Source organism: Massilia polaris, from assembly GCF_012927275.1.
Classification (GTDB): domain Bacteria; phylum Pseudomonadota; class Gammaproteobacteria; order Burkholderiales; family Burkholderiaceae_D; genus Telluria_A; species Telluria_A polaris.
Genome location: NZ_JABBGG010000001.1, coordinates 618,588 through 641,147 on the forward strand (window position 1 = coordinate 618,588; position 22,560 = coordinate 641,147).

The following is a 22,560-nucleotide window of genomic DNA, read 5'->3' on the forward strand; positions in this document are numbered from 1 at the left end:
CACGTATGTTCGCGCCCCTCTGTCCTCGATACCTGAGAGATAGCGGAATGATCCGCCTGCCCCTTCGGTGGGCCGCTTGCAAGTGCCGCGGCCGCTCTCCAGAGTTGAACCGGTGCGCGATGCGCTGCCGACCCCTGACCGGTCCTTTTGCCTGAGAGTTTTTGGGTGATGCCCCTTCGGCGGCAGCTTGGACGCTGCCCTCTCCCGATCAAGACTGTGGAGCATATGCCACCATGGCCTCTGTGTCAACTCGGCGGCATGCGACCCGGCAGGGAAGGGCGCGCACGAATGGCTTCCCGTGCGAGGCTTGCCATCACCTAATTTGTTAGAATCCGACTATCAATAACGCGAGCTAATAACCATGAGCGAAGAAACCGTGAGCAAGGAAACGGACGCCTATTACACCTTGTCGGGAGACGTCAACAGCGACATGGTGCACCGCGTGTTCGAGGCGGTCGCCGAAATGACTGAGCGCGGCATCGATACCGCGCACGTATTAATACAGTCGAATGGCGGCTATGTCAGCGATGGCCTGTGCCTGTACAACTTCCTGTCGAATTCGCCGATCAAGTTCGTGGTGTATAACGGCGGCGCGGTCGCGTCGATTGCGGTCATCCTGTTCTTGTCGGGCACCGAGCGATATGCCAGCGAGACGGCGCGCTTCATGGTGCACAAGTCGCATGCCACCGCTTCGCCTGGCGCGCGGCCGGATGCCCTCAACATCATCGTCGAAGGCCTGCGCGCCGACGATGCCCGCACCGAGTCGATCCTGCGCAAGCACGTCACGCTGACGCCGGAACAGTGGGCGATCCACCAGTATTCCGACCTGCACCTGACCGCGCGCGACGCCGAAACGGCCGGGGTGGTCAACAGCATCCGCGATTTCGCCCCGCCCAAGGGCTTCCACCTGCACAACATCTGACCGAACCGGCCTCGCGCCGGTTTTTTTAATGGCGCCCAACGGAAAAGAGCCTGCCAACCGGAATGTCCGGCGCAGACTCTTTCTTTTTGCTTCCTGTTTGGCTACTGAAATGACGGGGCCCGGAAACACGGCGCCGTCCAGCAGGCGACGACGTTATCAGCGCTTGTCGTTTTTGTGGCTTTGACGGCCAGCTTCAGCGTGTTGCTCAGGGGTGCCGCCGCGGGTTCCGCCCCCGCTCGACTGGCGGCCGCCCGGCGATGCCGAATTGGCGTCCGAACCAGGCGATCCCGACTGGCGCGATGCGTCGTTCTTGTGGCTTTGGCGGCCCGCTTCAACGTGCTGCTCGTGGGTGCCGCCCTGGTTGCCCGAACGCGAACCGGGGTTATTGGCCGATTGCTGGCTATCCTGGTTGCTTTCCGAACGCGAGCCCGATTGGTTACCCGACTGCTGGTTACCCGGTTGTTGCTTACTAGCTTGTTTCTTTTGGTTCGAGTTCATGTTCATTCCTCTTTAAAGTTGGGATGCTGTGCTCACCGGTTTTGCAGTCGAGAAAAGTTTTCATCTGCGTTTCCGGTGAAGCAATGATGCAATCCGCACTGTTGAATCGGTATCAGAACATTACTCGTACCCCTGTAGGATTGAGTCCTACAGGATTGCAACACTCAGCCGTCAGAATTCTTCCCAATCGGCATCTAGCCTGGTTGCGGCGCGCTTGCCTGGGGCCGCCGCGGCCGGGACCGGAGCCGGGCGAGGGCGCTTCACCGGTTCGCGTCTCGCAACGACGGGCCTGCCGGGATTGCTGGCGATCAGGTGGATCTGGGCCGCCGGCCGTGGGTGCCCGGCATCCAGCGAGAAAGCAGCGATGGTGTGCTTGAGCGCGCCCGCCTGGTCGCGCATCGACGCTGCCGCTGCCGCCGACTCCTCGACCAGCGCCGAGTTCTGCTGGGTGGCGTGGTCCATTGCGGCGATGGCCTGGTTGACCTGCTCGATGGCGGCGGCCTGTTCGGCGCTGGCCGCGGCGATCTCGCCGATGATCTCGGTGACGCGCTTCACGCTGGACACGACCTCGTTCATCGTTTTGCCCGCCTTGTCGGCCAGCTGCGTGCCGGCCGTGACCTTGCCGACCGAATCGTCGATCAGTTCCTTGATCTCGCGTGCGGCAGCGGCCGAGCGCTGCGCCAGGTTGCGCACTTCGGCCGCCACCACTGCGAAGCCGCGTCCCTGTTCGCCGGCGCGCGCAGCTTCCACTGCCGCGTTCAGCGCCAGGATATTAGTCTGGAAAGCGATGCCGTCGATGACGCCGATGATCTCGGCAATGCGGCGCGACGACTCGTTGATCGACGCCATCGTGCCGACTACCTCGGACACCGCCTGGCCGCCCTTGACCGCCACTTCCGACGCCGACACGGCCAGCTTGCTGGCCTGGTGGGCGTGGTCGGCGTTCTGCTTGACGGTGGAGGTCAGCTCTTCCATCGAGGACGCGGTTTCCTCCAATGACGCGGCCTGCTGTTCGGTACGCGCCGACAAGTCCATGCCACTGCTGGCGATTTCGCCCGCTCCGCTGGCGATCGTCTCCGAATCGGAGCGCACGCCGGCGATCAGCGCCACCAGCTTGTCGTTCACCTCCTGCATCGCACGCGATAGCAGGGCCTGCTCGCCGCTGCCTTCCTGCTCGATGCGGGTGCCCAGGTCGCCGCTGGCGATGCGCTGGGCTGCCAGCACGGCCGCGTGGATCGGACGCGATACTTCGGCCGCGAGCCAGGCGGCGAGTGTGCCCGCGACCGCCAGGCCGGCGATGATGAGCGCGATGCTCCAGTTGCGCGTGCCGCTGTAACCCGAGCGCAGCAGCTCCGCCGCGTGGGCGCCGCCGCCGGCCTTGCCGCCTTGCTGCAACACCTGGGCCGTGAGCTCGCTCAACTGGCCAAGCTGGGCCAGCAGCCAGGCCGCCAGCGCCACGCCAAGGAACGACACGATGGCCAGGCAGGCGTGGATCTTGAGGTTGGTGTCGAGGTTGCGGATGCGTTTCATGGCGGGTTCCTTCTCGGTGGCTACACCAGGCGGGGGATCCATGCCATGGTAAGGAAGTCCAAACTGCAACATTTGCGCGATATCAAGGTAGGGCGGACATCGGCTAGCCCGTGGCGGGGAACTATCTCGCAAAAAGTCACCGGCATGCCCCCCAAAGCGTGGCAAATATGCATATCGACTATTGCCATGTGGAAATTATCTGTCAGAATGGACTGATGATGGCGAGTCGAGATTCGGAAGCAGCTTCTCCACAGGCATCTGGCGTCCAAGCGCGCCAGGACCTGATGGACAAGCTCGTCGGCATCGTTGCCAGCCACGTCAACGACAATCTGATGGCGGTAGTCAACCGCATCATTGCCGATTTGCTCGACGCGGCCAGCGCCTCCGCCAACGGCGGCGCGATGTTCCAGCGCGTCAAATCCGGCAATCTCCTGAAAGAAAACAGCTACGCCTTCTTCCACCTTGCCTGCACCGCGCTTGCCGATGCGGTACGCAAGGAACTGGTGGCGCTTGCGCCAGTACCGGTCAAGAGTGCCGGCGCAGCCGTCCCGCTCGGCCTGGTGCCACTGGAAGAGATGGACAACCGGGTGGCGTTCGAAACGATCAGCCGGCCATTCGACGTCAGTTGCTCGGATGCGCTCGCCACGCTGGATGTGCGGCTGGGGTACATGCTCGAACGCGACGTGTTGCGCATGAACCAGAACCCATTCCGGCCGCAGGTCTTCCTGATGGCATTCCAGCAGGCCTGGATCGAATTCGAACCCAATGCGGCCGGCCATGAGCTGCTGCTGCCCCTGCTGAAGCCGGCGGTGCTGTTCGAATTCGCCCCAATGTACGAAGCGTTGAACCTGGCGATGGTGCGCAAGGGCGTGTTGCCGGGCTCGGTCGACGCCTACCGTATCCAGAAAACCGACAACGCGGCAGCAGCCAGGGCCGCGAGGGTGCAGGAAAAAGCGGCCTTGTCGCGCCGGCTGCAGGATTTTTTCTCGGGCGGGGCAGCCACCGGCGATGGCATGCCGCTGATTCCCGACCTTCCGTCCATGCCGCAAGGTAACGGAGGCTGGCGGCCGAGCACCGCCGCGGGCTTCGATGCGCCGACGCCGGGAGAAGCAGTGCCGACGCGCGGTGGCTTTGCCGAAAAGGCTGGAGCTGCACATCAACAGGCTGATGGTGCCGGGGGATCCATCCATCCCCCAGCCGGCGTCAGCTCCGTGTCGCAAGCCCCCGTGCTGACTGGCGCCAGCCTGATTGGCCTGCTGGGCGAGATGCAGAAACGTCTTCCCCAGCTCCCTGCGGCCGGTACGGCAAGCGAAGGCGGCGCGACGCCGCACAATGCGTTCTACTTGCCGCGCCTGAAGCAGAGCCTGCCGCAGGGCAGCCTGTCGCGCGGCGACGAAAGCACCATCGACCTGCTGTCGCGCATCTTCGAGACCGTTTTCCTCGACGACAGCATCCCTGCGGAAATCCGCGACCTGATCCAGTTCCTGCAGATCCCGGTGCTGAAGGCGGCGCTGTCGGACAAGAACTTCTTCTTCGAGGAAGCGCACCCGGCGCGGCGCATGATCGACCTGCTGTCGCGCATGGGCTGGGAGCAGCGCAAGGACGCCGACGACCCCTTGTTCCAGGCGATGCGCCGCAACGTCGACCTGGTCGGGCGCGACGCCGGCCGCGAGCAGCAAGCGTTCGCCGAAGCGGTGGCCGACCTCGAGGCGTCGATTGCGGCCGACGAGAGCGTCGCCGACAGCGATATCGCAGGTCCGATTGCAAACGCGCTCAAGCAGGAAAAAGCGGTCGAGGCGACGCGCAGCGCGAAGACCGCGGTGGCGATGCGCATCGGCGGCAACGGCGCGGTGGAGATCGTCGATTCCTTCCTTGAGCGCAAGTGGACCACGGTTCTGACGGTTGCCTACAGCGTGGAAGACGACAAGCCAGGCGCGGTTGCCAACGCGACGCGCACAATGGACGAGCTGCTGTGGAGCGTCAAGCCCAAGGTGACGGCCGAGCAGCGCAAGGAACTGATCGGCAAGCTGCCGGCGCTGCTCGCCGCGCTGAACAAGTGGCTCGACGTCATCAAGTGGCAGGATGCGGACCGGTTGCAATTCTTTGCCGGGCTGGCCGAGTGCCATGTCTCGATCGTGCGCGCGCCGCTGGACCTGTCGCCATTGCGGCAGCTTGAAATCGCGGTCGAGGTCGCGCAGCAGGATGCGATTCGCCGCATCGAGAAAGAGCAGGCGGCGGACGCTCAGGAGCAGGCAGCGCAGGCTGACGAGGCGCTGGTGACCGTAGACGGGCTTGAGCGCGGCATGTGGCTGGAGTTTGTCCAGCCGGACGACAGTGTGCGCAAGGCGAAGCTGGCGTGGGTCAGCCCGCTGCGCAGCCTGTTTATCTTCTCGAGCGGGGCGCGGCAGGAGTCGTTCTCGCTGCAGGGCGAGGCGCTGGCGCAGGCCTGCCGCGACGGCAAGGCCCGCGTGATCCAGGAGAGCGGGGTGGTGGCGCGCGTGCTGTCGGAGGCCATGGCGGTCAATGACCCGGCCGGTTTGGTCGTCGCCGCCTGATACCGGCTCTGAACTTGGCCTTAATGCAAGCAACCAATGGTATGATGGTGCCCTTTCCGTTCGCCGGGTAACCTAGAGCCGAGCAAGGCCAGGAACAGTCAACAACGTGCGTCTATCTTCCATTAAATTGTCGGGATTTAAGTCTTTCGTTGATCCCACCAATTTCCAGGTCCCGGGTCAGTTGGTGGGCGTCGTCGGCCCGAATGGCTGCGGCAAGTCGAATATCATCGACGCCGTGCGATGGGTGCTGGGCGAATCGAAGGCGTCCGAACTGCGTGGCGAGTCGATGCAGGACGTGATTTTTAACGGCTCCACGCACCGCAAGCCCGCCGGGCGCGCCTCCGTCGAACTGGTGTTCGACAATAACGACGGCAAGGCCGCCGGCCAGTGGGGCCAGTACGCCGAGATCGCGGTCAAGCGCACCCTGACCCGCGACGGCACTTCGACCTACTACATCAACAGCCAGCCGGTACGCCGGCGCGACATCCAGGACATCTTCCTCGGCACCGGCCTCGGTCCGCGCGCCTACGCCATCATCGGGCAGGGCATGATCTCGCGGATCATCGAGTCGCGTCCTGAAGAACTGCGCATCTTCCTGGAAGAGGCGGCAGGCGTCTCGAAGTACAAGGAACGCCGCCGCGAAACCGAAAACCGCCTGAACGACACGCGCGAAAACCTGCTGCGCGTCGAGGACATCCTGCGTGAACTGAACGCGAACCTCGAGAAGCTCGAAGCGCAGGCTGTCGTGGCCAACAAGTTCCACACGCTGCAGGGCGACCAGGAAGAAAAACAGAAGCTGCTTTGGCTGCTGCGCAAGAACGAGGCGAAGGCCGAGCAAACCAAGTACTTCCGCGAGATGGAGCAGGCCCAGACCGACCTCGAAGAGCAGACCGCCAAGCTGCGCCACGTCGAGCTGGACCTCGAGCGCATGCGCCAGGCCCACTTCGCGGTCGGCGACCGCCTTCACACGGCGCAGGGGCACCTGTACCAGACCAACTCCGAAATCGGCAGCCTCGAAGCGCAGATCAAGTTCGTGATCGAATCGCGTTCGCGCTTGCAGAACCAGATCGGCACATTGACCGCACAGCGCAACCAGTGGCAGGCGCAGGGCCAGGAATACCAGGAACAGGTCGAAGAAGCCGAGTACCTGCTGGAGGAGCTGGGCGGCCGCGTCGAGCAGTCGCAGATGTCGGCGGAAGCGCAGAACGAACGCATCCCGTCGCTGGAAGCGGCATGGCGCGAAGCGCAGGAAACGACCACCGGATCGCGCCAGAAGATCATGCAGGCGCAGCAGCAGATCGAGCTGTCGTCGGCGCACCAGCGCAACGCATCGAACATCCTGCAGGGCCTGGCCACGCGGCGCGAGCGCCTGCAGCAGGAAAAGAACGGCTTGAACCTGCCGGACAGCAGCCACCTCGCCAACCTCAAGATGCAGCTCGAGGAAAAGCAGCAGGCGCTGGAAGAGCAGACATTGACGCTCGAGGAAGCAGCCGAGCAGCAGCAGCGCGTCGAGGAAGAGCGCTCCGCCGCCCAGGCGCAGGTGAATGCCGAAAGCGCGGCCAACGCGCAGCTGGAAGCGCGCCTGTCGGCGTTGAAGCAGCTGCAGGAACGCGTGCAAACGCAGGGCAAGGTCCAGCCCTGGCTGCAGAAGCATGAACTCGACGGCCTGCCGCGCCTGTGGCAGAAGCTGCACATCGAGCAGGGCTGGGAAACCGCGATGGAAGCGGTGCTGCGCGAACGAACTGGCGCGCTGGAGATGTCGAACATCGACTGGGCCAAGGCCTTCTTCAACGATGCGCCGCCAGCCAAGCTGGCGCTGTATAGCCCAACGCTGGGAAACGCCGCGACGCCGGCGGAAGTCAATGGACTCAAGCCGTTCGCCAACCTGCTCAAGCTGAACGAAACCGGCTTGCGCGGACTGCTGCACGACTGGCTGCACAATGTATTCGCCGCCGAAGACACGGCGAGCGCGTTCGCGGAGCGCGGCAAGCTGCCGACCGGCGGCTCGTTCATCACGCGCCAGGGCCACGTCGTCACGCAGTCAAGCGTGCGGTTCTACGCCCCCGATTCCGAGCAGGACGGCATGCTCGGGCGCCAGCAGGAAATCGAAAACATCACGCGCCAGCTGCGCGCGCAAGCGCTGCTGGCTGACGAAGCGCGCGCCCGTTCGGTACGTGCCGACGCGGCCGCATCCGATCTTTCGCGCCGCCTGCAGGACGCGCGCCAGCGCATCGCGGGGCTGACGCAGCAGGTGCACGGGCTGCAGATCGACGTCGTCAAGCAGTCCGAAGTCGAAGCGCGCTTCAACCAGCGCAGCACCCAGATCGCCACCGACCTGGCCGAGATCGCGGCGCAGGAAGCGGAGCAGCAGCAGATCCAGGCCGAGGCCGAAGAAAAATTCGAGCAGCTCGACATGGAGCTGGCCGAACTGCAGGGCGCGCACGAAGACGGGCAGACCGTGTTCCTCGAAAAGGAGCAGGCGCTGGCCGACGCGCGCCAGCAGCTGCGCGAGATGGAACGCGCGGCGCAGGAAGCGCAGTTCGCCGAGAAGTCACAGCGCAGCAAGATCGAAGAACTGCGCCGCAATATCGCGACCGCCACGCAGCAGGCCTCGCAGGTCGGCGAGAGCATCGAACTTGGGCAGCAGGAACTTGAAACGCTCGAATCGGGCGCCGCCAAAGACGGCCTGCAGGACCTGCTCGACCGCCGCACCGGCCAGGAGCGCGCGTTGTCCGATGCGCGCCATGAGCTCGACCAGATCACCCAGCAGCTGCGCAGCGCCGAAGAAGCGCGCATGCAGGCCGAACGCAGCCTGCAGCCGCAGCGCGACAAGATCACCGAGATGCAGCTGAAGGAACAGGCCGCGCGCCTGAACCAGGAGCAGTTCGACGAGGCGCTCAAGGCGGTGCAAGCCGACGAAGCAGCGCTGACCGAGAAGCTCCATCCGGACATGAAGGCGTCGTACCTGCAGGGCGAAGTCACGCGCCTGACCAACGCCATCACGTCGCTTGGCGCGGTCAACCTGGCTGCGCTCGACGAGCTGGCTCAGGCGTCCGAGCGCAAGAACTTCCTCGATTCGCAGAACGCCGACCTGAATGAAGCGATCACCACGCTGGAAGACGCCATCCACAAGATCGACAAGGAAACGCGTGACCTGCTGCAGGACACCTTCGACAAGGTCAACCACCATTTCTCGGAGCTGTTCCCGATCCTGTTTGGCGGCGGCAATGCCAAGCTGGTGATGACCGGCGATGAAATCCTCGACTCCGGCGTGCAGGTGATGGCGCAGCCGCCGGGTAAGAAGAACGCGACCATCCACCTGCTGTCCGGCGGCGAAAAAGCCCTGACCGCGACCGCGCTGGTGTTTTCGATGTTCCGGCTTAACCCCGCACCATTCTGCCTGCTGGACGAAGTGGACGCGCCGCTCGACGACGCGAACACCGAGCGCTTCTGCAGGATGGTCAAGCGGATGTCGGAACATACCCAATTCCTTTTCATCTCGCATAACAAGATTGCGATGGAAATGGCCAATCAACTGATCGGTGTGACGATGCAGGAACAAGGTGTATCGCGCATTGTGGCGGTGGACATGGAGTCCGCCGCGAATTTCGCTACTGAGGCACAAGCAGCATGACAGATCTTCAAGTGAGCCTTCTTGCCGCTGGCGGCGTGTTTATCGCCGGCGTGTACACCTATAACAAATGGCAGGAGTACAAAGCCAGGAAAACCGTGGAGCGCGCCTTCGCGACCGACCATGACGATGTGCTGATGCGCGTCGGCGAAACCCGCCAGGAGCCGTCGTTCGACCTTGGCCTGAACCCGATACCGGGCGCCGTTGCAGGCACTGGCAATGGTTTCGACGCCGATCCTTCCGGCTCCGCGCCGGTCGACGACTTCGCGCCGATCGCCGCGGTGCAGGCGCCGGTCGGCCCGGACGGACTGACGCCTGCCGCCGAACTGGCCAACACGCTGGTCGATCCGCTGATCGACTGCCTGATCCCGCTGGCGCTGGAGATCGCCGTCCGCGGCGACAAGATCCTGCCGGTATTGCAAACGCTGCGCCACGTCGGCAACAAGCCGGTCCACTTCATCGGCCTGCACGTCAACGGCGACTGGGAACCGATCACGCATGGCGGCGTGTACACCAAGCTGCAGGCGGGCGTGCAGATGGCCAGCCGCACCACCGCGCTGAACGAACTTGAATACTCCGAACTGGTCACCCGCCTGCGCGCGGTGGCCGACGAAATCGGCGCCGAGCCTGAAATCCCGGACATGATCGAAGTGATGGGCGAATCGCGCACCTTGCACCGCTTCGTCGCGGGCCACGACGCCCAGCTTGGCGTCAACCTGATGTCGAATGGCGCGCCATGGTCGATGACCACGCTGATCGGCGCGCTGGAAAAGCAGGGCTTCGACGTGCGCCCGGACGGCCGCTTTGCGATGCCGGACGGCGAAGGCGGCATCCTGTTCACGCTGTCGACCAACGTCACGCTGGGCGCCGACACCACCTCGCGCCTGACCCTGCTGCTCGACGTGCCATGCGTCGCGCCTGCGCGCGACGGCTTTGGCGCGATGGTCACCTGCGCCAAACAGCTGGTCGAGCGGCTTGACTGCACCATCGTCGACGACTTCGACCAGCCGTTGACCGACGCCGCACTCGGCGGGATCAACGGCCAGGTGCTGGAGTTCTACCAGGAGATGGAAGCGGCCGACATCCCTGCCGGCTCGACCCGTGCAATGCGCCTGTTCAGCTAAGTCTGGGGATTATCGTGACGCTTGACGCAAACAGCGCCCACCTGGAGCGGATGAAGTGGCTGACCACTGAACTGAACCGCCACATCTTCGCGTATCACGTACAGGACGCGCCAACCATTCCTGACGCCGAGTACGACCGGCTGTTCCGCGAACTGCAGGAACTGGAAGGCGCGCACCCGGAAGCGGTATCGGTCGATTCGCCGACCTACCGCGTGGGCGCCGCCCCGATCCCCGAATTCAGGCAGGTGACGCATACGGTGCCGATGCTGTCGCTGAATAACGGTTTTGCGGATGAAGATGTCGAGAACTTCGACCGGCGCGTGCGCGAAGGACTGGGCGCGGTGCAGGCGGAATACGCCAGTGAACTCAAGTTCGACGGGCTGGCGATCAGCCTGCGCTACGAAGACGGGGTGTTTGTGCAGGCCGCCACGCGCGGCGACGGCGCCACCGGCGAGGAAGTCACGACCAACATCCGCACCATCCGCGCGATCCCGCTGCGCCTGCACGGCAGTGCGGTCCCGAAGGTGCTCGAAGTGCGCGGCGAAGTGTTGATGTATAAAGCCGATTTCGCCAGGCTGAATGCGCGCCAGCGCGACGCCGGACAGAAGGAGTTCGCCAACCCGCGCAACGCGGCTGCCGGCAGCCTGCGCCAGCTCGACTCGCGCATCACGGCGCAGCGCAGCCTGCGCTTCTTCGCCTATGGCATTGGCGCGCTGGAAGGGCGCGCGATGCCCGACTCGCACTCCGCACTGCTGGACTGGTACCACGAGCTTGGCCTGCCGGTCTGCGCCGAGCGCGCCGTAGTGCCTGGCATTGCGGGCATGCTGGCGTTCTACCGCGACATCGGAACGCGCCGCGCCAGCCTGCCGTACGAGATCGACGGCGTGGTGTACAAAGTGAACCGGGTCGAAGACCAGCAGCAGCTTGGCTTCGTGTCGCGCGCGCCGCGCTTTGCGCTGGCCCACAAGTTCCCTGCCGAGGAAGCGCTGACGCAGGTACAGGATATTGAAGTGCAGGTTGGCCGCACTGGCGCGATTACGCCTGTGGCCCGGCTGGTGCCGGTATTCGTCGGCGGCGTCAACGTGATGAACGCGACGCTGCATAACGAAGACGAAGTGCGCCGCAAGGATATCCGGATCGGCGACACCGTCATCGTGCGCCGCGCCGGCGATGTGATCCCGGAGGTGGTGGCGCACGTGCCTGAACGCCGTCCGGCAGACGCACGCGAGTTCGTCATGCCGGCCAGCTGCCCGGTATGCGGTTCGCCGATCGTCAAGCCCGAGGACGAAGCAATCGCGCGCTGCTCCGGCGGCTGGACGCATTGCAGCGCGCAGCGCAAGGGCGGGCTGATGCACTTCGTATCGCGCCGCGCCATCGACGTCGAAGGCATGGGCGACCAGCTGATCGAACAGCTGGTCGACAAGGGCGTGGTCAAGACCGCCGCCGACCTGTACCGGCTCGACATGGAACGCCTGTGCGCGCTCGATCGCATGGCCACCAGGTCGGCGCAGAACGTGCTCGACGCGCTTGAGAAATCGAAGCAGACCACGCTTGCGCGTTTTATCTACTCGCTCGGCATTCGCCACGTGGGCGAATCCACCGCCAAGGCGCTGGCGCAGCACTTCGGCAGCATCGACGCACTGCTTCACGCGGCAACGTGGGAGAATGGGATCCAGCTGCTGGACGTGGCCGATGTCGGGCCGGTCGTGGCGCGTTCGATTGCCGACTTCCTGTCCGATGACGACAACCGCGCGCTGGTAGCACAGCTGCGCGAAGCCGGCATGACATGGAAAGAGGGCGCGCATTCGATGGCGAAGCCGGACGGTGCGCTGTCCGGCAAAACGTTCGTGTTGACAGGCACGCTGCCGACCCTGAGCCGCGACGAAGCGGCTGCGATGATCGAGACGGCTGGCGGCAAGGTGTCTGGTTCGGTATCGAAGAAGACTTCGTATGTTGTCGCTGGTGCGGACGCAGGCAGCAAGCTGGCGAAGGCGCAGGAACTGGGCATCACGCTGCTCGACGAAGCCGCGCTGGTAGCCCTGCTTGAGACCGCAAACGGCGTCACCGCGTAAAAGATCGAAGGAGTGCAGGATGCAGCGAATCAGAAAAGCAGTATTCCCGGTTGCCGGCCTTGGCAGCCGCTTCCTCCCGGCCACCAAGGCGCAGCCAAAGGAAATGCTGCCCATCGTCGACAAGCCGCTGATCCAGTACGCGGTCGAAGAGGCGGTCGCCGCCGGCATCACGGAGATGATCTTCATCACCGGCCGCAACAAGCGCGCGATCGAGGACCATTTCGACAAAGCCTACGAGCTCGAAGCCGAGCTGGAAGCGGCCGGCAAGGCGCAGTTGCTGGAAGCGGTGCGCAACGTCATCCCGAAGAACATCACCTGCATCTACATCCGCCAGTCGGAGCCGCTTGGCCTCGGCCACGCGGTGCTGTGCGCGCGGCCGGTCGTCGGCAATGAGCCGTTCGCGGTGCTGCTGGCCGACGACTTCATGGATACCGGTCGCGCCGACAAGCCGGTGCTCCAGCAGATGACCGAGCTTTACGACTACGAGAACTGCAGCGTGCTGGCGGTGCAGGATGTCCCGCGCGAGAACACCAGGCAATACGGCATCGTCAGCTCCGCGCCATACCGTCCGGGCATCGAGCTGGTATCCGGCATCGTTGAAAAGCCGCAGCCGGAAGTGGCGCCGTCGACGCTCGCCGTGGTCGGACGCTATGTGCTGACCGGCCGCATCTTCGACTACCTTGAACACCTCGGCACCGGCACCGGCGGCGAGATCCAGCTCACCGACGGGATCGCGGCGCTGATGGCGGCCGAGCGCGTGCTGGCCTACCGTTATTCGGGCCAGCGCTACGACTGCGGTTCCAAGCTGGGCTACCTGAAGGCCATGACCGCGATGGGGCTGAAACACCCTGAAACCGGCGCGGGCCTGCGCCAGTTCCTCAACGACGTATGCGAAAGGATGGACCCAAAATGACTGTTCGTGACATCCTCAAGATGGGCGATCCGCGCCTGCTTCGCGTGGCCGAGCCGGTGCGCGACTTCGATACGCCCGAACTGCATGCGCTCATCGCCGACATGTTCGACACCATGCACGACGCGAACGGCGCAGGCCTCGCAGCGCCGCAGATCGGCGTCAACCTGCAACTGGTGATCTACGGCTTCAAGCAGAACGCGCGCTATCCGGACGCGCCGCAGGTGCCGGAGACGGTGCTGATTAACCCCGTGCTCACGCCGCTGTCGGACGAGATGGACGATGAGTTCGAAGGCTGCCTGTCGGTGCCAGGATTGCGCGGGCTGGTGCCGCGGTTCAGCAAGCTGCGGTACGAAGGCGTCGATCAGTTCGGGAGCAAGATCAGCCGCGATGTCGACGGGTTCCACGCGCGCGTTGTTCAGCACGAGGTGGACCATCTGCTGGGGATTCTCTACCCGATGCGGATCACCGATTTCTCCAAGTTCGGCTACACCGAAGTGATGTTCCCGGATCTTGATCCACACGACGACGACTAATAAAAGCATGATGAAAAAAACTGCCATCGCGCTGGCATTGCTGCTGTGCGCGCAAGCCCAGGCCCAGGAGCAAGACAGCGGCAAACGCAGCGAGCTTTGGCTTGCGACCGGATTCGCGACGTACCACTTCCAGAGCGATAAGGACCTGAACGGACAGAACCCGGGTGTCGGCATTGAGTATCGGTTCTCGGATGTCGCTGCGGTTACTGCAGGGCGTTTCTATAACAGCGACCGGGATCACTCGAAGTACGTGGGTGTGTATTACCAGCCGTGGAGCTACCGTGGGGTGAAGATGGGCGCTGTGGTTGGGGCGTTTGACGGCTATCCGAACATGCGCGATGGGGGATGGTTCCCGGCCTTGATTCCGACCGCGACCTACGAGTACAAGCGGGTGGGCGTGAACCTGGCGGTGATCCCGACGTACAAGAACCGTTTGCACGGCGGGATATCGCTGCAGCTGAAGTTCCGGCTGTTCTAAGGTTCGGCGGATCAGCCCAGGTGCTTTTTGAAAAACTCAAACGTGCGCTGGTTCGCCAGCTTCGCCGACGCCGCATCGTAATGCGTGCCGCGGTGCCGTGCGAACGCGTGGTTCTGACCCGCATACGTGTACACCGTCACATTCGCATGCTCCTCGGCCGCCTTGGTGATCTTCTCGCGCGCCGGTGGCGGAATATACTCGTCCGCTTCCCCCAGATGCATGATCATCGGGCATGACACCGACTTGAACTCGCTCACATACTCGTTCGTCCTGCCGCCGTAATAGGCCGCGGCTGCATCAGGCTCCTTGCGCGCCGCCGTCAGGAAGGTCATCAGTCCTCCGAGGCAGAAGCCCATCACGCCAACTTTGCCGTTGGAGCCTGCATAAGTGCGCGCAGTCTGCAGCGCCGCGCCGATATCCTCTACGCCCTTGTCGATATCGAACTTCTGGTAGAACTCCATCGCCTTCGCCCACTCTGCCTTGCTCTGGTCGGTCAGCTCGACACCCGGCTGCATGCGCCAGAACAGGTCAGGGCAGATCGCGATGAAACCCTGTGCGGCCAGCTGGTCGCAGGTCTCGCGCAGGTCGGCGTTGATGCCGAAGATTTCCTGGATGACGACAATTGCCGGCGCCGGCGTTGTCGCGGGCTTTGCAACATAAGCGCCGAAGCTTCCGTCCGGCGTGTCGATCTTGATGCGTTCGTTCATCGTTTTCTCCTTGTTTGGACCGTGGTCATTTTGGCACATCCAGAAGAAAGCGGCGCGACGTGCGACGGATTGAATAGCGACGACCGCGATGGCCAGATTTGCATGCCGCGATGCTAGAATAGTTGATTATACGAAATATTTAATCTTAGATAACAGGCAGATCAGATGGACTATCAAGGAACACCGGGAGCGGATGTCATCAACCAGGCTGCGCTGAACATCCCACTAGCCTGAATTTTGCATAAAAAAGGGCAAGAATGCCGTAAGTGATTGATAAAATGTGAGTTATCCCTAAAACACATTCGTCAACACGAACACATCTTGCCCGGCATGAATTCTACCCCAGAGCAGCTCCGTTTTGCATCCATTCCAGCCCACAGCGTTCGCGCCGATTTCGCCGGCGGCGGTTTGTCGTCCGATCTCGGTCCGGTTTTGTTGCGTGGCGTCGATCTCCAGATTGGATTGACCAAGCGCCTCGCGGCTGCCTTGCCTGACCGTCGCCATCAGAGTTACGTCAGCCATTCATATCACGATATTCTGACGCAGCGCATCTACCAAATTGGCTGCGGCTACGAGGATGGCAATGACGCGAACAGTTTGCGCCACGACCCGATGTTCAAACTTGGCGCCGCGCGCCTGCCGTTCGACGATGATGCCGCGCTGGCGTCGGGAGCGACTATTTCGCGCTTCGAGCACGCGGCAAGCCGTCAGGACATTTACCGTGTCAGCGAAGCGCTCGTGGAACAGTATATTGCCAGCTTCGCCAGCCCGCCGAAGAGCCTGATTCTTGACCTCGATCACTCGGAAGATGCGTGCTACGGCCAGCAGCCGCTGGCGTTCTATAACCATCACTATGGTTCGACCTGCTACCTGCCGCTGATGATCTTCGACGGGAAGACAGGCGGCTTGATCGCTGCCGCAGGCTTGGGCAAGGCGGCATAAGACGGCGCAAGCACTTGCCTTACGTTCGAGGATCGTTCTTGCCTGTTCGGACGGCGCCGACAGCAGCGCTGTTGCGGTCAAGCTTGCAGTGACCCAGCAGACCGTGTGCAAGTGGCGCGGTCGCTTCGTGAAGGAACGCCTCGATGGGCTGCGCGATGCGCCGCGTTCGGGGACGCCGCGCACGATAGACGATGCGCGTGTCGAGGCCGTCATCGCCAAGACGTTGGAAGGCCAGCCGAAGAATGCCACGCATTGGAGCACACGGACGATGGCACGCGAGGCGAAGCTGTCGCAATCAGCGGTCAGCCGGATTTGGCGCGCCTTCGGTTTGCAGCCCCATCGGCAGGAAACGTTCAAGCTTTCCACCGACCCGCACTTTGTTGAAAAGACCCGCGACATCGTGGGCCTGTACATGGACCCGCCCGTTAAGGCCATGGTGCTATGCGTTGATGAAAAAAGCCAGATCCAGGCGCTCGACAGAACCCAGCCCATGCTGCCGCTGGCTCCCGGCATCGCGGAGCGACGCACACATGATTACGAGCGTCACGGCACGACCACCCTGTTCGCCGCCCTCGATATCGCCACAGGCAAGGTCATCGGAGAACTACACCGGCGCCATCGCAGCAGTGAGTTCTTGAAATTCCTGCGCACCATTGAAGCGTCGGTTCCAAGTGATCTCGACATTCATCTGGTGATGGACAACTACGGCACACACAAGACGCTGACCATCCGCAGGTGGTTTGCCCGCCATCCCCGTTTCAAGGTCCATTTCACGCCGACCTCCGCTTCATGGCTCAACCAGGTCGAACGCTGGTTTGCCACATTGACTGAAAAGCAGATTCGCCGCGGAACCCATCGCTCGACCCGCCAACTTGAGGATGCGATTCGCGCCTACCTCAAGATTAACAACACTGAGCCAAAGCCGTTCATCTGGACAAAATCCGCTGACGCGATCCTGGCCAGCATTGAGAGATTTTGTTTGCGAATTTCTAACTCAGGACACTAGGAGCATGTCATGCAAAAATTTAACCGCGCAACTTTCGTCCTGATCACCGCCCTGCTGGGCGGCGCCGCTGGCGCCGCTGGCCTGACCAACACCGGTGCCGATTATGGCTACGTTGCGCTGACCGCACCAGTCGACCGCACCATCGTGATCGACGCGTCCACCAAAGTCGTCAACGTCACCAACGGCGAAACCGTGGAATTCAAGATTGACGGCCAAAGCATCCGCTGGCACTTCAATACCTTCCACCGCGAGAGCGTGCTCGATCTGTCCAAGATCGTCCCGCAAGCTGCGCAGGCCGCCAATGTGCGCGTGTACGTCGCCGCCAACCCGCTGTACCAAAGCTAAGACGCACGAGCCCTTGCGGCGGGTGGTAGCGCGGCTTATTGCTGCAAACGCAAACCATCTTCCGCGAATGTCAACGGCCCAAGGTAGTTTTGGCGTATGGACTTGGTAACGGCCTCGCGGTTTCCATCCACGGCAGGCGAGATATGACTCAGCAGCAGCCCACCTGCCCTGGCCTGCTGGGCAATTCTCCCAATGTCGGACGGTGAGGTATGCAAGGTGTAGAGTATCGCCGGTGCACCGGGAGGATCCAGCACCACGGTGTTAAACACCAGTAGCTGTGTACCTTGCGCGATAGAGCGCAGCGCAGCATGGCCCAGAGGATCGATATCTCCGCTGAAGGTGATGCTCTTGTCTTTGTAATCCACACGGTAGATGACGGCAGGCGCATCGCGGTGATGTCCCGCAATAGCGCTGATGACCAGGCCGTCCTTGTTCACGATGACGCTGGGCGCGCGGCCCGCTTGGCGTGCCGCGAACAGGCTATTTGCTGTGAAAGTAATCGGCGCGGAGAAATCGCTCAGATAGCTGAACGCGCCCTGCTTTCCAAACATCAGGTCGATGTAGCGGCTTGTCGAGGGAAATATCGCAGCCGTTTCACCGGCCTTGTCTTTGCCACCCGTACTGCCACTCGGACCAAACACCTGGAACGCGATGTTGCCGCGCGTGCTGACTGCGCGCGCTTTCACCAAACCTGGCAAGCCGCCTGCGTGGTCAGCATGCAGATGGGTCAGTAACACAATGTCCATCCTGGCCAGCGCCAGGTTCGCCTCGCCCAAGCGCACAAACGTGCCAGGTCCCGCGTCCACCAGGATGCGCGGCGTACCGTCCAATAGCACCACATATCCAGCACCTGCACGTCCAGTGGCGCCGGGGCCGCCGGAACCAAGTACGACCAGCTCCAGCGCAGCGACGGACGGTGTTGCGTCTTGCGCGGCGCACAGCTGCGGCATGCCTATCAAGGCGGTCGACAAGATGGCGGCCAATACATCTACCTGGGGCAGTCGCAATCGCTGAAAAAAGTCCATGATTTCTCCGGCTATCAATTGAAATGAGTTCCCGCGCCTGTCAGCGGAAGCGCTTGGGCTGCTTGCGGCGGGTGGCGGCGTTCTGCTGCTGCAGCAGGGAGTCGACGCGCTCCGAGGCCATGCGCGACAGGCTTTGCGCCAGCTCGATGTCGGGGAAATGCTCGGGCAAGCGGTAGCCCAGCCACGCGTAGGCAGAGTACAGGCGGCAAGTATCCTCCACTTCCTGCCGGCTACAGCGGAACAGCGCGAAGTCGTCCTGCTTAAGGCGCGTCACTTTACCGCGCGACAGCGAAGTGGCCCAGTGTTCCCACGCGCGCTGCAGCGACAACACCTTGCTCGACACCGGCACCAGCGACAGCGTGAACTTGTCGGCCACCGACAGCTCCAGGCTGTCCAGCCAGGCCGCGCGCGTCGACTGGTCCTCCGTGATGCGCGGGTAGAAGAAGCCGTCCGGCACATCGATGTTGTACACGAAGCGCTTGAGCAGCTTGGCAAGCGAGGTTTCGCTGGTGACCGAGGCGATGCGGTGCAGGTGCTCCAGGGTCGGCGCCACCGAAAAGCCGCTGGCGTTCAGCGGCGCCAGTTTCTCCTTCAGCAGCGCGCGCATCACCTGGTGCGTGTTGTCGTCGTAGCCGGCCACCAGGCCTTCCTCGTGGATGCCGTAGCGCCCTGCGCGGCCGGCAATCTGGCGCGCCAGAGAAGCCGAGATTTCCTCCTCCTCGTAGCCGTTGTACTTGACCGAGGTGGTCATCACGATGCGCGAGATCGGCATGTTCAAGCCCATCGCGATCGCGTCCGTGCCCACCACCACATCGGCCTGACCGTCGCGGAAACGCTGCGCCTGCGCGCGCCGCACTTCGGGCGACAGGTTGCCGTACACGGTGGCGACCGACAGCCCGGCCTCGGTCGCCATGTCGCGCCACATCAGCACGTCGCGGCGTGAGAAAGCGATCACCGCGTCGCCCTTGCGCAGGCCACGGATCTTGCGCACCGCGCCTGGCTCCATCGACAGCGGCGCCTTGCGCTTCAGGATGTGCACCTCCAGCTGGCACTCCAGCCGCTCGGCCAGCGCTTCGATCGCGCGGCGTGCCTCGGGCGCGCCAAGCAGGTAGATGGTGCGGGCCGGCGCGCCGCACACGGCGGCGGTCCAGGCGGCGCCCCGGTCGCGGTCGGCCAGCATCTGGATCTCATCGATCACCGCCACGTCCACCGGCGTGCGCGTGTCCAGCATTTCCACCGTGCTGGCCACGTGCGTGGCGCCCTCGGCGATGCGGCGCTCCTCACCGGTGACCAGGCTCACCGCCAGCGGCTTGCCGTGCGGGGCGAAGGCCTGCAGGCGCTCATAGTTCTCCAGCGCCAGCAGCCGCAGCGGCGCCAGGTAAATGCCGCTCGGCGCCTTGGCCAGCGCTTCGATGGCGCGGTGCGTCTTGCCGGAGTTGGTCGGCCCCAGCAAGGCGATGAAGCGGCGCGGCAGACGGCGCGCCACCTCGAAAGACTCCGGATACTCGGCCAAGTTGATGCTTTGCTTGGTGCGCTCGGCATGGCGCTCCTCGCGCTGACGCTCGATGGCGTACTCCAGTCGCTGGCGGATGCGCCCGAACACCACGCTGGCCATTTCCGAGGTCTGCAAATCGGACAGCGTGTGCAAAAAGCTCATCGGGTCCAGGCCGAAATCGTCGCACTCCAGCGCCATCTCGCGCACGAAGGCGGCGGTAGCGGCGCGCAGCTCGTCCACGGCCTGCTCGCCGGTGCGCTCGCGCAGCAGCTGGGCGCGGTCGTCTGCGCTCAACTTGCGCCATTTGGACGGCTTGGCCAGCACGCCTTGCGCCGGCACCAGCTGGTACGGCACGCGCAGATCCTCCTCCGCCACCGTGCCGGAGAAGCGCAGGAACACGCGGCCCTCCATTTTGACCAGCTGGATGCCCCGGGCCGGCAGACCCAAGTCGCGGCACAGCACGTCGTCGCTGCCGTGATCGTCGTCGTGGTCGGCCGGGGTGGACGGGGGAAAATTGGATGTCATCTCAAAACGCTCGTGTGGACTGGAGTGGGGTTGCAGGGTATTCTGCACCATTCAACGCTTCAAGCTGGTGCTGGTACACCGTATTATCAATGCCTCAAACAATCACCGCAGCCGCGCACAGCGAGCTGATTATCAAAAAAAGCCGCTTCATCTGCTGCGTCCAGCCCATGACCGACCGCGCCACCGCCCAGGCGGTGGTGGCCGCGCTGTGGGAACAACATCCGGGCGCGGCCCACGTGTGCTGGGCACTGCTGGCCGGTGGCCAGTCGGCGGCCGTCGACGACGGCGAGCCCAGTGGCACAGCCGGCCGGCCCATGCTCGACGTGCTGCGCCACCAGGACCTGGAAGGCGTGCTGGCTACCGTGGTGCGCTACTTCGGCGGCGTGAAGCTGGGCGCCGGCGGCCTGGTGCGCGCCTATACCGACAGCGTGGCGCAAGCCCTGCTCAAAACGGAGAAGGCCGCCATAGTACGTTTGCGCACGCTGCGCTGCAAGGTGCCATATGCCATGGAAGGCATGTTGCGGCGCGAAATCGAGGCCGCGCGCGCCACGCTGGAGCAGGTCGAGCATGGCGACGACGTGACCCTGGCCTTCAGTCTGCCGGACGCGGCCGCCGCGGCGCTGCAGGCCAGCCTGAGCGAAGCGGGCCACGGCCGCATCCTCTGGCTGGCAGATGACGATGCAATCGAATAGAACGCGCCGTAGCATTTTCCAGCCCTTCACCATCCCTTGCCAACTCGGCGGGGCCGCCATTTAATGTGGCCCCTTTCGGGTCGTTAGCTCAGCTGGTAGAGCAGCGGACTTTTAATCCGTTGGTCGCAGGTTCGAATCCCGCACGGCCTACCACGAATTAGTACGAAGCCCACGAATTTGCGTTCGTGGGCTTTTTGCTTTCTGGTCGCTTTGGAAAAGGTCCGCCTTGCCTGACCGTCGCCATCAGAGTTACGTCAGCCATTCATATCACGATATTCTGACGCAGCGCATCTACCAAATTGGCTGCGGCTACGAGGATGGCAATGACGCGAACAGTTTGCGCCACGACCCGATGTTCAAACTTGGCGCCGCGCGCCTGCCGTTCGACGATGATGCCGCGCTGGCGTCGGGAGCGACTATTTCGCGCTTCGAGCACGCGGCAAGCCGTCAGGACATTTACCGTGTCAGCGAAGCGCTCGTGGAACAGTATATTGCCAGCTTCGCCAGCCCGCCGAAGAGCCTGATTCTTGACCTCGATCACTCGGAAGATGCGTGCTACGGCCAGCAGCCGCTGGCGTTCTATAACCACACTATGGTTCGACCTGCTACCTGCCGCTGATGATCTTCGACGGGAAGACAGGCGGCTTGATCGCTGCCGTTCTTCGACCCGGCAAGCGGCCATTTGGCGACGAGAACGCGATGATCATGCGCCGTGTTTTAAAACTGATTCGCCTCCATTTCCCCGATACCCATATTCTCGTTCGGGGCGACGGCCACTTCAGCGGACCTGAACTGATGGGCCTCATCGACAGCATGCCGAACATCGACTTCATTTTCGGCTTCTCCTGCAACGTCAAGCTGCTTGAGATGGCCGAGCCCACGAGACTTCGTGCCATCGACCAGTGGGTAGCAGCGCAATCCCAGGACGTGGTGCCGAATGCCTTGCGCCTGTTCGACGAGTTTGATTACAAGGCCCGCTCATGGCCGAGGGCATGGCGGGTATTGATGAAGGCCGAAGTCATGGCGCTCGGCGAGAACACACGCTTCATCGTGACCTCGCTTCCCGGACTCGATGCGGGCACGCTGTACGAAGACATTTATTGCGGGCGCGGTCAAGCCGAAAACCATATCAAGCATCTCAAGGACGATCTGGCCGCCGACCGCACTTCCTGTACCAGCTTTCTCGCCAACTGCATGCGCCTTCTGCTGCATGCCGCCGCTTATATCTTGCACCAGCAACTGAGAACGCAGGCACTGCAGCATACCGCGCTGTCGCAGGCGCAACCATCAACGGTCATCTCCAAACTGTTCAAGATCGCCGTGCAGGTCAGGCAGTACAAGAACAAGATCGTCCTTCATCTGCCGAGCGCGTGCCCGGTCAAACATCTGCTGCGGACCTTGACCGAGCGTCTGTATCTGCCGACACCGGCAAGCTTCTTCAACTCGTCCTGAGTAAGCCACGTCCGGTCTGCCGAGAACTGACCACCCCACCGTCATCCATCAACCTCATGCCGCTCCATTTGACGTCCCGTTTAGTTGGGTAGGGGAGCTATTGCCCGCGCCGTCA

18 protein-coding genes, 1 tRNA gene, 1 pseudogene and 2 riboswitches are annotated in these 22,560 nt (G+C 63.1%); of the genes and pseudogenes, 15 read left to right on the forward strand and 5 right to left on the reverse strand.

Annotated features, from left to right (window positions below; genetic code table 11):
• Positions 1–9: 9 nt before the first annotated feature.
• A riboswitch (glycine riboswitch) is annotated at positions 10–112 on the reverse strand.
• A gap of 17 nt (positions 113–129) precedes the next feature.
• A riboswitch (glycine riboswitch) is annotated at positions 130–217 on the reverse strand.
• A gap of 144 nt (positions 218–361) precedes the next feature.
• The gene (locus HHL21_RS02930) at positions 362–922 is read left to right on the forward strand and encodes an ATP-dependent Clp protease proteolytic subunit (RefSeq protein WP_169463722.1); all 561 of its coding nucleotides are present in this window, start codon (positions 362–364) and stop codon (positions 920–922) included.
• A 156-nt stretch (positions 923–1,078) separates the two neighbouring features.
• On the opposite strand, the gene HHL21_RS21550 is transcribed toward HHL21_RS02930, so the two are convergent.
• On the reverse strand, positions 1,079–1,420 hold the full coding sequence (locus HHL21_RS21550; protein ID WP_229495889.1) for a hypothetical protein: 342 nt from the start codon (positions 1,418–1,420) through the stop codon (positions 1,079–1,081).
• 171 nt (positions 1,421–1,591) lie between these two features.
• The gene (locus HHL21_RS02940) at positions 1,592–2,950 is read right to left on the reverse strand and encodes a methyl-accepting chemotaxis protein (protein ID WP_229495891.1); all 1,359 of its coding nucleotides are present in this window, start codon (positions 2,948–2,950) and stop codon (positions 1,592–1,594) included.
• Positions 2,951–3,234: 284 nt separating this feature from the next.
• Between HHL21_RS02940 and HHL21_RS02945 the strand changes: the two genes are divergently transcribed.
• The 7 genes from HHL21_RS02945 to HHL21_RS02975 all read left to right on the forward strand — a co-directional run bounded on the left by HHL21_RS02945 (position 3,235) and on the right by HHL21_RS02975 (position 14,256).
• A complete protein-coding gene (locus tag HHL21_RS02945) occupies positions 3,235–5,505 on the forward strand; it encodes a DUF1631 family protein (protein ID WP_229495894.1) in 2,271 nt (756 codons plus the stop codon).
• Between the two features lie 106 nt (positions 5,506–5,611).
• Positions 5,612–9,139, forward strand: a complete 3,528-nt coding sequence (gene smc, locus HHL21_RS02950) for a chromosome segregation protein SMC (protein WP_169463724.1) — start codon at positions 5,612–5,614, stop codon at positions 9,137–9,139.
• On the forward strand, positions 9,136–10,260 hold the full coding sequence (locus HHL21_RS02955) for a cell division protein ZipA C-terminal FtsZ-binding domain-containing protein (RefSeq protein WP_169463725.1): 1,125 nt from the start codon (positions 9,136–9,138) through the stop codon (positions 10,258–10,260). The genes smc and HHL21_RS02955 overlap by 4 nt, the downstream gene beginning before the upstream one ends.
• 50 nt (positions 10,261–10,310) lie before the next feature.
• Positions 10,311–12,332, forward strand: coding sequence for an NAD-dependent DNA ligase LigA (gene ligA / locus HHL21_RS02960; protein WP_169463927.1), 2,022 nt, complete (start codon positions 10,311–10,313; stop codon positions 12,330–12,332).
• A gap of 19 nt (positions 12,333–12,351) precedes the next feature.
• Positions 12,352–13,245: a UTP--glucose-1-phosphate uridylyltransferase GalU gene (gene galU, locus HHL21_RS02965; protein ID WP_169463726.1), complete on the forward strand. Its 894-nt coding sequence runs from the start codon at positions 12,352–12,354 to the stop codon at positions 13,243–13,245.
• Complete coding sequence (gene def, locus HHL21_RS02970; RefSeq protein ID WP_229495897.1) at positions 13,242–13,778, forward strand: peptide deformylase; 537 nt, start codon at positions 13,242–13,244, stop codon at positions 13,776–13,778. Before galU ends, def begins: the two co-directional genes overlap by 4 nt.
• Positions 13,779–13,785: 7 nt before the next feature.
• Positions 13,786–14,256, forward strand: a complete 471-nt coding sequence (locus tag HHL21_RS02975; RefSeq protein WP_169463728.1) for a hypothetical protein — start codon at positions 13,786–13,788, stop codon at positions 14,254–14,256.
• An 11-nt stretch (positions 14,257–14,267) separates the two neighbouring features.
• On the opposite strand, the gene HHL21_RS02980 is transcribed toward HHL21_RS02975, so the two are convergent.
• Complete coding sequence (locus tag HHL21_RS02980) at positions 14,268–14,963, reverse strand: dienelactone hydrolase family protein (protein ID WP_169463729.1); 696 nt, start codon at positions 14,961–14,963, stop codon at positions 14,268–14,270.
• 330 nt (positions 14,964–15,293) lie between these two features.
• Between HHL21_RS02980 and HHL21_RS02985 the strand changes: the two are divergent.
• The 3 genes and pseudogenes from HHL21_RS02985 to HHL21_RS02995 form a co-directional block, all read left to right on the forward strand.
• Positions 15,294–15,881: pseudogene (locus HHL21_RS02985) on the forward strand (transposase); the annotation flags it as partial.
• Positions 15,877–16,911 (forward strand): IS630 family transposase, encoded by a 1,035-nt coding sequence (locus tag HHL21_RS02990; RefSeq protein WP_169463928.1) that lies wholly within the window; start codon positions 15,877–15,879, stop codon positions 16,909–16,911. The pseudogene HHL21_RS02985 and the gene HHL21_RS02990, both read left to right, overlap by 5 nt.
• 9 nt (positions 16,912–16,920) lie before the next feature.
• Positions 16,921–17,256, forward strand: a complete 336-nt coding sequence (locus HHL21_RS02995) for a CzcE family metal-binding protein (RefSeq protein WP_169463731.1) — start codon at positions 16,921–16,923, stop codon at positions 17,254–17,256.
• A gap of 35 nt (positions 17,257–17,291) precedes the next feature.
• Here the strand turns inward: HHL21_RS02995 and HHL21_RS03000 are convergent, their stop codons facing one another.
• Positions 17,292–18,281: an MBL fold metallo-hydrolase gene (locus HHL21_RS03000; protein ID WP_169463732.1), complete on the reverse strand. Its 990-nt coding sequence runs from the start codon at positions 18,279–18,281 to the stop codon at positions 17,292–17,294.
• Positions 18,282–18,321: 40 nt separating this feature from the next.
• Positions 18,322–20,301 (reverse strand): helicase-related protein, encoded by a 1,980-nt coding sequence (locus HHL21_RS03005; protein WP_169463733.1) that lies wholly within the window; start codon positions 20,299–20,301, stop codon positions 18,322–18,324.
• A gap of 89 nt (positions 20,302–20,390) precedes the next feature.
• On the opposite strand from HHL21_RS03005, the gene HHL21_RS03010 reads away from it, so the two are divergent.
• The 4 genes from HHL21_RS03010 to HHL21_RS03025 all read left to right on the forward strand — a co-directional run bounded on the left by HHL21_RS03010 (position 20,391) and on the right by HHL21_RS03025 (position 22,445).
• Positions 20,391–20,993, forward strand: coding sequence for an IMPACT family protein (locus HHL21_RS03010; RefSeq protein ID WP_169463734.1), 603 nt, complete (start codon positions 20,391–20,393; stop codon positions 20,991–20,993).
• 77 nt (positions 20,994–21,070) lie between these two features.
• A tRNA-Lys gene (locus HHL21_RS03015) sits at positions 21,071–21,146 on the forward strand.
• 73 nt (positions 21,147–21,219) lie between these two features.
• Positions 21,220–21,612: a transposase gene (locus HHL21_RS21885; RefSeq protein ID WP_169463735.1), complete on the forward strand. Its 393-nt coding sequence runs from the start codon at positions 21,220–21,222 to the stop codon at positions 21,610–21,612.
• Positions 21,612–22,445 (forward strand): IS1380 family transposase, encoded by an 834-nt coding sequence (locus tag HHL21_RS03025; protein WP_169463736.1) that lies wholly within the window; start codon positions 21,612–21,614, stop codon positions 22,443–22,445. The genes HHL21_RS21885 and HHL21_RS03025 overlap by 1 nt, the downstream gene beginning before the upstream one ends.
• Positions 22,446–22,560 lie beyond the last annotated feature (115 nt).

Coding starts and splice junctions, on each gene's coding strand:
- HHL21_RS21550 (WP_229495889.1), bottom strand. CDS start 1,420: ATGAACTCGAACCAAAAGAAACAAGCTAGTAAGCAACAACCGGGTAAC.
- HHL21_RS02930 (WP_169463722.1), top strand. CDS start 362: ATGAGCGAAGAAACCGTGAGCAAGGAAACGGACGCCTATTACACCTTG.
- HHL21_RS02995 (WP_169463731.1), top strand. CDS start 16,921: ATGCAAAAATTTAACCGCGCAACTTTCGTCCTGATCACCGCCCTGCTG.
- def (WP_229495897.1), top strand. CDS start 13,242: ATGACTGTTCGTGACATCCTCAAGATGGGCGATCCGCGCCTGCTTCGC.
- galU (WP_169463726.1), top strand. CDS start 12,352: ATGCAGCGAATCAGAAAAGCAGTATTCCCGGTTGCCGGCCTTGGCAGC.
- HHL21_RS02945 (WP_229495894.1), top strand. CDS start 3,235: ATGGACAAGCTCGTCGGCATCGTTGCCAGCCACGTCAACGACAATCTG.
- HHL21_RS02975 (WP_169463728.1), top strand. CDS start 13,786: ATGATGAAAAAAACTGCCATCGCGCTGGCATTGCTGCTGTGCGCGCAA.
- HHL21_RS03000 (WP_169463732.1), bottom strand. CDS start 18,281: ATGGACTTTTTTCAGCGATTGCGACTGCCCCAGGTAGATGTATTGGCC.
- HHL21_RS03010 (WP_169463734.1), top strand. CDS start 20,391: ATGCCTCAAACAATCACCGCAGCCGCGCACAGCGAGCTGATTATCAAA.
- HHL21_RS02980 (WP_169463729.1), bottom strand. CDS start 14,963: ATGAACGAACGCATCAAGATCGACACGCCGGACGGAAGCTTCGGCGCT.
- HHL21_RS02955 (WP_169463725.1), top strand. CDS start 9,136: ATGACAGATCTTCAAGTGAGCCTTCTTGCCGCTGGCGGCGTGTTTATC.
- HHL21_RS02940 (WP_229495891.1), bottom strand. CDS start 2,950: ATGAAACGCATCCGCAACCTCGACACCAACCTCAAGATCCACGCCTGC.
- HHL21_RS03005 (WP_169463733.1), bottom strand. CDS start 20,301: ATGACATCCAATTTTCCCCCGTCCACCCCGGCCGACCACGACGACGAT.
- ligA (WP_169463927.1), top strand. CDS start 10,311: ATGAAGTGGCTGACCACTGAACTGAACCGCCACATCTTCGCGTATCAC.
- HHL21_RS03025 (WP_169463736.1), top strand. CDS start 21,612: ATGATCTTCGACGGGAAGACAGGCGGCTTGATCGCTGCCGTTCTTCGA.